Origin of the sequence: Streptomyces sp. L7, from assembly GCF_050990935.1 — a bacterium.
Classification (GTDB): domain Bacteria; phylum Actinomycetota; class Actinomycetes; order Actinomycetales; family Microbacteriaceae; genus Leifsonia.
This window is the reverse complement of sequence record NZ_CP194644.1, coordinates 2,297,415-2,309,269: the sequence shown is the minus strand read 5'-3', so window position 1 is coordinate 2,309,269 and position 11,855 is coordinate 2,297,415. Positions and strand designations below refer to the sequence as shown.

Genomic DNA, 11,855 nt, shown 5'->3' with positions numbered 1-11,855 from the left:
CGTCGTGGGTTTCCCCGCTGTAGCGCCGGCGCGCTCTCAAACGGATCCCGGGTGCGTCCCGAGCACGTAGCAGAGGGAGCTCGACCGCCCGGGTCACGCGGGCCGTCACACCGTGACATGCCCTCGGCGTCAGTGCCCGCCCGCGACCTCCCCGAGGGTGTCCGTGGCGAGCGCGGTGCGCACCCGGGCGAGCGCGGCTGGGTCCTGGAGCACGATCGACTGCCCGTCGGCGGACGTCCCCGTGCCGGCGGTCGGCAGCGTGAAGGTGTGGATGCCCGCCGCTCCCGAGAGGCGCAGGCTCGCCGCGAGCGACAGCATGCTCGGCAGGTCGAACTGCGAGTCCACACTGACCGCGGAACCGGCCGCCTTCGCGAACGCCAGCATGGCGCCGGGGTCGGTCAGCACGGAGCGCTGGATGAGGGTCGTGGCGAAGCCGCGGAGGAGGGCCTGCTGGTCCGCGACGCGCTGGTAGTCGGCTGTGGGGAACGCGTACCGCTCCCGCGCGAAGGCGAGCGCCTGGTCCCCATTGAGATGGTTGAGCCCCTGGACGAAGTGGTAGTGCGGCGCTTTCACGGTGGTGAAGGCGAGCGGGCTGTCGACGTCCACGCCGCCGATGGCGTTCGTGATGCCCTTCAGCCCGGCGAAGTCGAGGATCACGACGTGGTCGATCCGCACGCCGAGGAGCTGCTCCACCGTCAGCACCGTCAGCGGCGTTCCGCCCCAGGCGAGGGCCGCGTTGATCTTGGCGGTGCCGTTGCCGGGGATGGGCACCCACAGGTCGCGCATGATCGACATGACGTAGATGTCGCGCCGGTCGGCGTCGATGTGCACGAGCATCATCGTGTCGGAGCGCTGATTCGACAACGACGTGGGTCCGACCTCGGTGGGTGCGCCGCGGGAGTCGGAGCCGAGCAGCAGGATGTTCATCGCGCCGGTGGACGCAGGCGTCGGACCGGGCGTCGGGCCGGGGCTGGGCACAGAGGTCGGGAGGGCGTCGGGGAGGCGCGTCACGTGGGAGTCGAAGGTGCCGGCGACGCTTCCGGCGTAGAGCGTCGCGGCGGCGAACGCCGTCCCGATCGCGACGAGGAGGACCGTGCCGAGCGCGACCAGGACGTGGAGCCAGCGCCCGGTGTGGCCGCGCGGGTGGATGTGTACGGTGTGGATGGCCATCCGGCTCGCCCCCTCGTGCCGGGGGTCGGGTCCGGCACCAGAGATTTAAGTGAGATTCCCTCATCTCTGTGGTGGGGACAGTATAAGCAGTCTGTCCTCATTTAAGAGGACCGAATCTGAGCCTGTGCACAGATCGTTGTATTCCGCGTTCGGCCGTCAGCGCGGCGCGTCCGTGCTCGCACGGACGATCAGCTGCGGCGCGGCGAACTCCGTGGGCGCGGGCTCGACGCGACCCTCGATGTCGGCGATCAAACGCTCGATCGCGCTGGCGCCCAGCTGCGCGAAGTCCTGGCGCACGGTCGTCAGCGGCGGAGCGAAATGCTTCGCCTCCGGGATGTCGTCGAAGCCGACGATGCTCAGGTCGCGCGGGACGTGCAGGCCCAGATCCGCGGCGGCGTGCATGAGACCCAGCGCCATCTGGTCGTTCGACGCGAAGACCGCTGTGAACTCCTTGCCGCCGAGCAGCTTCGTGCCCAGCTCGTAGCCGGTGTCGGCGGTCCAGTCGCCGAGGACCGGCGGGGAGGTCGGGAGGTCGCGCGCCGACATCTCCTCCAGGTAGCCGCGCATGCGCTCCTCCGCCTCGTTCCAGTCCTGGGGGCCGGCGACGTGCACGATGCGGCTGTGCCCGAGCTCGATGAGGTGCCGGGTGGCCAGCCGCGCGCCCTCGCGCTGGTCGAAAGCGACGGCGCGGTCTCCCGGGGTGTCCGGCCACTGCAGGCTGATGAACGGCACATGGATCGACACCGTGCGCAGGGCCTCGTGCGCCCGCTGCTGGGGCGCGATCACGACCACCCCGTCCACGCCCTGGGCGAGGAACGCGTCGAGCGCGTCGGTGAGGCTCGCCTCGTCCTCGTGGGCCAGCGTCGCCGAGACGATGGCGTAGCCGCGGGCGCGCGCGGCTTCGTCGACGGCAGCGGCCGCGCTGAACGGGCCGTAGTGGGAGCGGGCGGAGACCAGCAGACCGATCGCCTTCGAGCGCGACGTGGCGAGGGCCCTGGCTGCGCTGTTGGGCCGCCAGGCGAGCTCCTCGATGACCTTCTTGACGTGCTGCTCGGTCGACGGCTTGATGTACCGCTCGCCGTTCAGGACCCGGGACACGGTCTGCCGGGAGACCCCGGCGATGCGCGCCACATCACGGATCGAGAGGGGCTTGCCCGCCCCGCTGTCGACCTTGTCCGTCATGCTCGCTCCGGGTTCGGGCAGAGCGGTTCCGCCGCGGATCGTCCTGCTCTGCCGATCTTAGGGCGGCGGATGATTTTCGGCGCGTTGCTTGACGAGAAGGCTGGATGAGGCATAACGTCATACCCGTTCTGGGACCGGTCACATATATCGGACAGCAGCCTAGCGGACGACGACGACGTCGCAGAAGGAGGACGGGATGCGAAGCAGCACCTCGGACCTCGAACTCGCGCAGACGTCGACAGCCCGACCGTGGACCGGCTCCCAGCCCTGGTACCCGCACGCATCCCGCGTGCAGACCGGCTCACCCTCGAAGGGAATCACAGTGAAGTTGAAGAGAATCGCACTCGGGGCGGTCGCCCTCGGTGTCGCCGTCATGCTCGCCGCGTGCTCAGGAGGTCGACCCGGCACCGGGAGCGGCGCCGGCACCGCGGACAACAAGGGGGCGCTCGTGGGTGTCGCCATGCCGACCAAGGTCTCCACCCGGTGGATCGCCGACGGCAACGCCGTCAAGAGCGCCCTCGAGAAGGACGGCTACAAGGTCGATCTCGAGTACGGCAACAACGACATCCCCACCCAGGTCCAGCAGGTCAACACCATGATCACCAAGGGTGCCAAGGTGCTGATCGTCGCCTCGATCGACGGCGGCTCCCTCACCGACCAGCTCGACGCCGCGGCGAAGGCCGGCATCAAGGTCATCTCGTACGACCGCCTGCTCACCGGCGACAAGAACGTCGACTACTACGTCTCGTTCGACAACTACAAGGTGGGCGTCTACCAGGCGAACTCGCTGCTGACCGGTCTCGGCATCCTCGACGCCGACGGCAAGAAGACCGGGGCGAAGGGGCCGTTCAACATCGAGGTGTTCGCCGGCAGCCCGGACGACAACAACGCGACGTTCTTCTTCAACGGCGCGATGGACACCCTCAAGCCCTACATCGCCGACGGCACGCTCGTCGTCAAGAGCGGGCAGACCAACTTCAACCAGGTCGCCATCCTGCGCTGGGACCCGGCGACCGCGAAGGCCCGCATGCAGGACCTGATCGCCAAGTCGTACTCCGGCGGTGCTGCGGTGCAGGGCGTGCTCTCGCCCTACGACGGCCTGTCCGACGGCATCCTGAGTGCACTGGAGGGCGCCGGCTACGGCTCCAGCGGCAAGAAGCTGCCGATCATCACCGGCCAGGACGCCGAGGTCGCCAGCGTCAAGCAGATCATCGCGGGCACGCAGTACTCGACGATCTACAAGGACACCCGCCAGCTCGCCAACGAGGCGGCCAAGATGGCGAACGACATCCTCACCGGCACGAAGCCGGAGGTCAACGACACCAAGAGCTACGACAACAAGACCAAGGTCGTGCCGAGCTACCTCTTCCAGCCGGTCGTCGTGACCAAGGACAACTACCAGAAGGTGCTCGTCGACAGCGGCTACTACAAGGCGTCCGACCTCCAGTAGTCCGATCCGGCCGCAGAGGCGGGGCGGGCACGCCGTTCGACGTGCCCGCCCCGCCCGCGACGAAGCAAGGGAGACAATGTCCAACACGATTCTCGAGATGCGCAACATCTCGAAGACGTTCCCCGGGGTGAAGGCGCTCCAGGATGTCTCGATCTCGATCGAGGAGGGCTCCGTCCACGCCATCTGCGGCGAGAACGGCGCAGGCAAGTCCACTCTGATGAAGGTCCTGTCCGGGGTGTATCCGCACGGCACCTTCGAGGGCGAGATCGTCCTGAACGGCGAACCCGTGGAGTTCCGCTCGATCAACGACTCCGAGGCCGCCGGCATCGTGATCATCCACCAGGAGCTCGCGCTCTCGCCCTACCTGTCCATCGCCGAGAACATCTACCTCGGCAACGAGCGCCAGCACGGCGGCTGGATCGACTGGAACGAGACCAACCTGGAGGCGGGCAAGCTGCTCGCCCGGGTCGGGCTGCGCGACAACCCGATCACGAAGATCAAAGACATCGGCGTCGGCAAGCAGCAGCTCGTGGAGATCGCGAAGGCCCTCTCCAAGGAGGTGAAGATCCTCATCCTCGACGAGCCCACGGCCGCTCTCAACGATGACGACTCGGCGCACCTGCTCGACCTGATCCGTCAGCTCCAGAGCCACGGCATCACCTCGATCATCATCAGCCACAAGCTCAACGAGATCAAAGCGATCGCCGACCGCGTCACGATCATCCGCGACGGGCGCACGATCGAGACCCTGGAGATGCGCGGAGAGGCCGCCAGCGAGGACCGGATCATCAAGGGGATGGTCGGGCGCGACGTCGCCAGCCGGTTCCCCGACCACGTGCCGCACATCGGTGAGGAGCTCCTCCGCATCGAGGACTGGACCGTTCACCACCCGCTCGACCGCAGCCGCAAGGTCGTCGACGGCGCCAACCTCTTCGTGCGCGCCGGCGAGATCGTCGGCATCGCCGGGCTCATGGGGGCCGGGCGCACCGAGCTGGCGATGAGCGTCTTCGGCCGCAGCTACGGCGTCGACATCAGCGGCCAGGTCTACAAGCGCGGCGAGCCGATCTCGGTGAACACGGTGTCCAAGGCCATCGAGCACGGCATCGCCTACTCGACCGAGGATCGCAAGCACTACGGGCTGAACCTCATCGACGACATCCAGCGGAACATCTCGATCGCCGCGCTGGACAAGCTCGTCGACTGGCTGAAGTTCGTCAACGAGCACAAGGAGCGGATCGTCGCCGAGGGCTACCGGAAGACGATGAACATCAAGACGCCGAACGTCTCGACGCTCACCGGCAAGCTCTCGGGCGGAAACCAGCAGAAGGTCGTGCTCTCCAAGTGGATGTACGCCGACCCGGACGTGCTCATCCTCGACGAGCCGACCCGCGGCATCGACGTCGGGGCGAAGTACGAGATCTACACGATCATCGACCGCCTCGCCGACGCCGGTAAGGGGATCATCGTGATCTCCTCCGAGCTGCCCGAACTGCTCGGCATCTGCGACCGCATCTACACCCTGAGCGAAGGACGGATCACCGCCGACGTCCCGCGCGAGAAGGCAACCGCCGAATACCTCATGCAATTCATGACCCAGGAACGCGAGAAGACCACAGAATGAAACCGCTCACGAACGCCGTCAGCTACCTGACGGGCCAGCTCCGACAGATCGGCCTCTTCATCGCGCTGATCGTGATCGTGCTGTTCTTCCAGATCACGACAGCCGGCATCACGCTCGCGCCGATCAACGTCACGAACCTCATCGTCCAGAACAGCTACATCCTGATCCTGGCCGTCGGCATGGTCATGATCATCATCGCCGGTCACATCGACCTCTCGGTCGGGAGCGTGGTCGCCTTCATCGGCGCGATGGCCGGCGTGATGATCTCGCAGTGGCACCTCCCGTGGCCGCTCGCCGTCGTCTTCTGCCTGGTCCTCGGCGCACTGGTCGGAGCGTGGCAGGGATACTGGGTCGCCTACTTCGGCATCCCCGCCTTCATCGTCACCCTGGCCGGCATGCTCGTCTTCCGCGGCGCCGCCCAGATCGCACTCGGCAACCAGCAGATCTCCTTCTTCCCGAAGGAGTTCCGCTCGATCGGCTCCGGGTTCCTCCCGGCGTTCGGCACCTCAGGCTACGAGCCGCTCACGCTCATCCTCGGTCTGCTCGCCGCGATCGCGATCGTCGCCACGTCGGTGCGTCAGCGGCTGGTGCGGCGCAAGTACGACCTGGAGGACGAGCCGGTCTGGTGGTTCATCCTGAAGCTGGTCTTCCTCGTCGCCCTGGTGCTGACGGTCACGCTGCTGCTGGCCAGCTACAACGGGACGCCGATCGTGCTGATCATCCTCGGTGTGCTCGTTGTCGGGTACACAGCGGTGATGAACCGTTCGGTGTTCGGCCGCCACATCTACGCGATCGGCGGCAACCTGGCCGCTGCCGCCCTCTCCGGTGTGAAGACCAAGCGGGTGACCTTCCTGCTGTTCATCAACATGGGCGTCATCTCCGCGATCGCCGGCCTGGTGTTCACCGCCGGACTCAACCTGGCCAGCCCGAGCGCCGGAAACGGCTTCGAGCTGGACGCCATCTCCGCCGTCTTCATCGGCGGCGCGGCCGTCACCGGAGGCATCGGCACCGTGCCCGGCGCGATCATCGGCGGCCTGATCATCGGCGTGCTCAACAACGGCATGTCGATCCTCGGCGTGGACAGCGACTACCAGCAGCTCATCAAGGGTCTGGTGCTGCTCGCGGCCGTCGCGTTCGACGTGTTCAACAAGCGGAGGTCGGTCGGAAGCTGACGGGTGAGGCCCGCGCCGTCCGGACAGCGCGGGCCTCACAGCCCCCTCGGGCGCCGGAGAGGTGTTGGTCACACAGGTTTCACGCCGAGTGCGACCCGCCGAAACACCGTCTTCCTAGCGTGGAGTCACCCACTCACCGCAGGAGGACCGAACGATGACCAGCACCGTCTCCGCCCCGACCGCGGCTCCGGCCGCGGAGTCCGCCCTCGCCGTCCGTCCCGGCCGCTGGATCGACGGCTGGAACGCCGAAGACCCCGCCCAGTGGGAGGCTTCCGGCGCCGCCATCGCGGGCCGCAACCTCCGCTGGTCGATCTTCGCGGAGTTCCTCGGCTTCGTCGTCTGGCAGCTCTGGTCGATCGTCGTGGTCGCCCTCCCCGCAGCCGGCTTCCACTTCACCACCGGGCAGACGTTCTGGTTGATCTCGATGCCGAGCCTGGTCGGCGCCACCCTGCGGTTCCCCTACACGTTCATGGTGCCGAAGTTCGGCGGCCGCAACTGGACGATGGTCTCGGCGGCGCTGCTGCTCATCCCGGCCATCGGCCTCGCGATCTGCGTCGCGAACCCGGCGACGCCGTTCCCGGTGATGCTGTTGGTGGCGGCGCTCGCCGGGTTCGGCGGCGGCAACTTCGCCTCGTCGATGGCGAACATCACGTTCTTCTACCCGCAGCGCAAGAAAGGCTGGGCGCTCGGCCTCAACGCGGCCGGTGGCAACCTCGGGGCGGCGGTCGCGCAGTTCGCGGTGCCGATCGTCATCACCATCGGCGCGGGCGCGACCCTCCAGCTCCCGCTGGCCGGACTGGTCTGGGTGCCCCTCATCCTGGTCGCGATCGTCGGCGCCTGGCGGCGGATGGACAACCTCTCGAACGCGCGCGCCGACGTGAAGGCCTCGCTCGCCGCCCTCCGCGCGCCCGAGCTGTGGCTGATGGCCCTGCTCTACATCGGCACGTTCGGATCGTTCATCGGCTTCTCCAGCGTCTTCCCGAAGCTCATCGCCGACCAGTTCCCGGCGTTCAGCGCCTTCCCGGTGGCCGGCGCCACGGTCTCGCTGGCGTTCCTCGGGGCGCTCGTCGGGTCCCTCGCCCGGCCGTTCGGCGGTCGGCTCGCCGACCGGTTCGGCGGCAGCACGATCACCATCGCGGCCTTCGTGGTCATGGCGCTCGGGGCGCTCGCCGTCATCGTCACGCTGCCGCTGGACGACTTCTGGCTGTTCCTCGGCTTCTTCCTCGTGCTGTTCATCGCGTCCGGCGCGGGCAACGGCGCGACCTACCGGATGATCCCCACGCTGTTCGCGCTGCGCTCGGGCGCGGCGGACGGGCACAGCTCGGCCGGCGACGTCTCCGCCCAGCGCACGGCCGCCGCGGCCCTCGGGATCGTCTCGGCGTTCGGCGCATACGGCGGCTTCGTCATCCCGCAGGTGCTCGGGCTGTCGAAGTCGACCACCGGAGGCTATGCGGCCGGACTGATGTGGTTCGTCGGCGCCTACGTGGTGCTGCTGGCGGTCACCGTGGCCGTGGCCGTGCGCGGCCGCCGTCGCGGGGTGCGGATCTGAGCGGCGGCCGGCCGATGTCCGCGCCGAGCCACTGCCCCTACTGCGCGCTGCAGTGCGCCATGACGCTGACGCCGTCGCCGCAGGCGGAGAACCCGGTGACGGTGAACGGGCGGATGTTCCCGACCAACCGGGGCGGCCTCTGCAAGAAGGGCTGGACCTCCGCCGAGCTGCTCACGACGCCCGGCCGGCTGACCACTCCACTGATCCGGCGCGACGGCGAGCTGCGGGCCGCCGGCTGGGAGGAGGCCCTCGCCCTGGTCGCCGCGCGGCTGACCGCAATCCGCCAGGAGGACGGCCCGGACGCGGTCGCGGTCTTCGGCGGCGGCGGCCTCACCAACGAGAAGGCCTACCTGCTGGGCAAGTTCGCCCGCCTGGCGCTGGCGACCTCCCGCATCGACTACAACGGCCGGTTCTGCATGGCGTCGGCCGCCGCGGCGGGCAAGCGGGCGTTCGGGGTCGACCGGGGGATGCCGTTCCCGGTGACCGACCTCGACGACGCGGACACCATCCTGCTGCTCGGTTCGAACGTCGCGGCCACCATGCCGCCGTTCATCGGCCACCTGGCCGGCGCCCGGGCGGCGGGCGGACTCGTCGTCGTGGATCCGCGCCGCTCCCAGACCGCGCAGCTCACCTCAGACGGGGGAGGCCTGCACCTGGCGCCGGCTCCCGGCACCGACCTGGTGGTGCTCCTCGGGCTGATCCACCTCGTGCTCGCCGAGGGGCTGGCCGACCTCGACTACCTGGAGGCGCGGACCAGCGGGTTCGACGCCGTGCGCCGCAGCGTCTCAGCGTGGTGGCCCGAACGCGTTCAGGAGCACACCGGCGTCCCGGTCGGGCAGCTCCGGGAGGTCGCCCGCCGGCTCGCGCGCGGCCGCGGCACGTACATCCTGACCGGCCGGGGGTCGAGCAGCACGTCGACGGGACCGACACCGCGACGGCCGCGATCAACCTCGCGCTCGTCCTCGGCCTCGTCGGCCGCCGTGGCTCGGGCTACGGGACGTTGACCGGCCAGGGCAACGGCCAGGGCGGCCGCGAGCACGGGCAGAAGTGCGACCAGCTTCCCGGCTACCGCTCGATCGCGGACCCGGCCGACCGCGCCGCGGTCGCCGCGGTCTGGGGCGTCGAGCCCGGCGTCCTTCCCGGTCCGGGCGTCCCGGCCGTCGAACTGCTCGGGATGCTCGGACGGCCGGGCGGCGTGCGCGCCCTGCTGGTGCACGGCTCCAACGTGGTCGTCTCCGGGCCGGACGCGGGCTCCGTGCGGGCGGGCCTGGAGGCGCTCGATCTCCTGGTGGTGTGCGACTTCGTCCTCTCGGAGACGGCGGAGCTCGCCGACGTGGTGCTGCCGGTCACGCAGTGGGCCGAGGAGGAGGGGACCATGACGAACCTGGAGGGGCGCGTCCTGCGCCGCCGCCGCGCCCTCGACCCGCCGCCGGGCGTGCGGAGCGAGCTGGACATCCTCGCCGACCTGGCGGGGCGGCTGGAGGCGCCGTCGGCCTGGCCGACCTCCCCCGCGGAGGTCTTCGACGAGCTGGCGCGGGCCTCTGCGGGAGGCGTCGCCGACTACTCGGGGCTCAGCCACGCGCTGCTCGACGCGCAGCTCGAGGCCGACGTCGCCGCGCACTGGCCGTACCCCGCGGGGTCGGAGGGGACGCCGCGGCTGTTCCTGGACCGGTTCGGCCATCCGGGAGGGCGCGGCCGCCTGGTCGCGGTCCGGCCGCGCGCACTCGAGACCGGTCGGGGGATCGGCGAGCTGACCCTGATCACCGGCCGGCTGCTGGAGCACTACCAGTCGGGCGCTCAGACGCGCCGGGTGCCGGAGCTCGCGACCGCGCAGCCGCGGGTGCGCGCCGAGCTGCACCCGGCCACGGCGGCCCGGCTCGGGATCGGCGACGGGGAGCCGGTGCGGATCCGCAACTCCCGCGGGAGCGTCGAGGCCACCGCGCTGCTCAGCGCGGGGATGCGGATCGACACGGTGTTCCTGCCGTTCCACTTCGCGGGCCGGCAGTGCGCGAACCTGCTGACCGAGGCCGCGGTCGACCCGATCTCGGCGATGCCGGAGTTCAAGCGCACGCTGGTGACCGTGGAGGCCGGCGCATGACCAGGCCGCTGCGCATCGTCCTCATCGGCTACGGGCCGGTCGGAGCCCGTTTCGTCGAAGAGATGCTGCCCGCCGTGGCGGCAGGGGAGGCCTCGCTCGTCGCGCTCGGAGCCGAGGACGAGGACGCCTACAACCGTGTGCTCGTCGCCGAGTACGCGGTCGGCGCCGCCTCCCGCGACCGGCTCGACGTCACCGACACGGCGGCCGCGCGCGCCGCCGGTGCGGACATCCGCCTCGCGGAGACCGCCGCCACGATCGACCGGGGCCGCCAGCGGGTGGTGACGTCCGGCGGGGATGAGCTGCGCTACGACCGGTTGGTGCTGGCCACCGGCGCCCGGGCGAACATTCCGACGCTCGACGGCCTCGAGCACACCCGGCACGAGCGGGATGCCGCACCGGCCGCCGCGCTCGACCGCGGACGACGTCCGCTCCCGAGCGGGGTCGTGGCGCTGCGCGATCTGGCCGACGCCGAGGCGGTCGCTCCCGTCGTGGCGGCCGGCGGCGCGATCATCGTGCTCGGCGCCGGGGTGCTCGGCATGGAGTTCGCCCTGCTCGCGGCCGAGCACGGCGCGGAGGTGGTCGTCGTCCACCACGGGCCCGTCCCAATGGCGCGCAACCTCGACGAGCCGGGCGGGCGGATGCTCGCCCGCGCCGTGCGGGACACCGGGGTCGGGATGGCCGCGCACGCGCGCGCGGAGAGCATCGGCTTCCGCGACACCGAGGCCGGCCGCGTGTTCGACGGCGTCGGCTGCGCGGACGGCACCTACATCCCCGGCGACCTCCTCGTGCTGTCCTGCGGCGTCGGCCCGCGGGTGGAGCTCGCGCTCGCCGCCGGCCTGGCCTGCTCGGCCGGCATCCTCGTCGACGAGGAGCTGCGGAGCTGGAGCGACCCGGACGTGTTCGCGATCGGGGACTGCGCGCAGGTGGCGTCGCCCGAGGACGCGGACGCGTCGGGCCGGGTGCCGGGCGCCCCCAGCGGGCTGATCGGGCCCGGCTGGCGGCAGGCGGCAGCGCTGGCCCGGCGGCTCCGGGCGGAGGCGTCGGGAGCCGCGGCCGGGGCGGAGGCGTCCGTCGCCCTCCGCGAGCGCCCCACGGCCGTGATGCTCAAGGCGACCGGGATCGATGTGGTCTCGGGCGGCGACCACGCGGCGGAGCCGTGGGATGCGGACGCCGAGGTGACCGTGTGGCTCGACCCGGCGCGCGCGGCCTATGTGAAGACGGTGGTCCGGGAGGGCATCCTGACCGGGTTCGTCTCGGTCGGCCTCCCGCAGGCGGGGGCGGAGCTGACGCTGCTGTTCGAACGCGGCGCCTCGCTCCCGGCCGAGCCGTCCGCGCTGCTGCGGCTGGACGCCGCCGACGCGGGAGCCGTGGCCGTCGAGGACCCGCTGGGACCGGACGCGACGGTCTGCTGGTGCAACGGCGTCACCGCGGGCCGCATCGGCGAGGCGGTCGCCGCCGGCTGCGACACCGTCGAGTGCGTCGGCCGTGACACCCGCGCCGGCACCGGCTGCGGCGGCTGCAAGGGCCGCATCGCGGCCATCCTGGCCGCCGCGCCCGTCGTGTAGCGCGCCGCGATTCGTGACGAATGTCGCGAAAGCGGCGGCGAAAGCCGC

The 11,855-nt window shown here is 70.5% G+C and carries 9 protein-coding genes; 7 read left to right on the top strand and 2 right to left on the bottom strand.

Annotation, left to right across the window (positions count from 1 at the left end):
• Window positions 1-129: 129 nt before the first annotated feature.
• Both ACR5MH_RS11490 and ACR5MH_RS11485 read right to left on the bottom strand, forming a co-directional pair.
• Entirely contained in the window at window positions 130-1,170 is a 1,041-nt protein-coding gene (locus ACR5MH_RS11490) for an LCP family protein (RefSeq protein ID WP_433861774.1), read from the bottom strand.
• 156 nt (window positions 1,171-1,326) lie between these two features.
• On the bottom strand, window positions 1,327-2,352 hold the full coding sequence (locus ACR5MH_RS11485) for a LacI family DNA-binding transcriptional regulator (protein WP_433861773.1): 1,026 nt from the start codon (window positions 2,350-2,352) through the stop codon (window positions 1,327-1,329).
• A gap of 316 nt (window positions 2,353-2,668) precedes the next feature.
• On the opposite strand from ACR5MH_RS11485, the gene chvE reads away from it, so the two are divergent.
• The 7 genes from chvE (at window position 2,669) to ACR5MH_RS11450 (ending at window position 11,807) form a co-directional block, all read left to right on the top strand.
• On the top strand, window positions 2,669-3,802 hold the full coding sequence (gene chvE, locus ACR5MH_RS11480) for a multiple monosaccharide ABC transporter substrate-binding protein (protein ID WP_433862642.1): 1,134 nt from the start codon (window positions 2,669-2,671) through the stop codon (window positions 3,800-3,802).
• Window positions 3,803-3,878: 76 nt separating this feature from the next.
• Window positions 3,879-5,423: a multiple monosaccharide ABC transporter ATP-binding protein gene (gene mmsA, locus ACR5MH_RS11475; RefSeq protein WP_431347327.1), complete on the top strand. Its 1,545-nt coding sequence runs from the start codon at window positions 3,879-3,881 to the stop codon at window positions 5,421-5,423.
• Complete coding sequence (gene mmsB / locus ACR5MH_RS11470) at window positions 5,420-6,595, top strand: multiple monosaccharide ABC transporter permease (RefSeq protein WP_431347326.1); 1,176 nt, start codon at window positions 5,420-5,422, stop codon at window positions 6,593-6,595. The genes mmsA and mmsB overlap by 4 nt, the downstream gene beginning before the upstream one ends.
• Before the next feature lie 154 nt (window positions 6,596-6,749).
• Complete coding sequence (locus tag ACR5MH_RS11465; protein WP_433861772.1) at window positions 6,750-8,144, top strand: MFS transporter; 1,395 nt, start codon at window positions 6,750-6,752, stop codon at window positions 8,142-8,144.
• Window positions 8,145-8,203: 59 nt separating this feature from the next.
• The gene (locus ACR5MH_RS11460; RefSeq protein ID WP_433861771.1) at window positions 8,204-9,148 is read left to right on the top strand and encodes a molybdopterin oxidoreductase family protein; all 945 of its coding nucleotides are present in this window, start codon (window positions 8,204-8,206) and stop codon (window positions 9,146-9,148) included.
• Window positions 9,088-10,242 (top strand): molybdopterin oxidoreductase family protein, encoded by a 1,155-nt coding sequence (locus tag ACR5MH_RS11455; protein ID WP_433862641.1) that lies wholly within the window; start codon window positions 9,088-9,090, stop codon window positions 10,240-10,242. Before ACR5MH_RS11460 ends, ACR5MH_RS11455 begins: the two co-directional genes overlap by 61 nt.
• Window positions 10,239-11,807 carry an FAD-dependent oxidoreductase gene (locus ACR5MH_RS11450; protein WP_431347325.1) on the top strand — a complete coding sequence of 523 codons (1,569 nt, stop codon included), beginning with the start codon at window positions 10,239-10,241 and terminating at the stop codon, window positions 11,805-11,807. The genes ACR5MH_RS11455 and ACR5MH_RS11450 overlap by 4 nt, the downstream gene beginning before the upstream one ends.
• Window positions 11,808-11,855 lie beyond the last annotated feature (48 nt).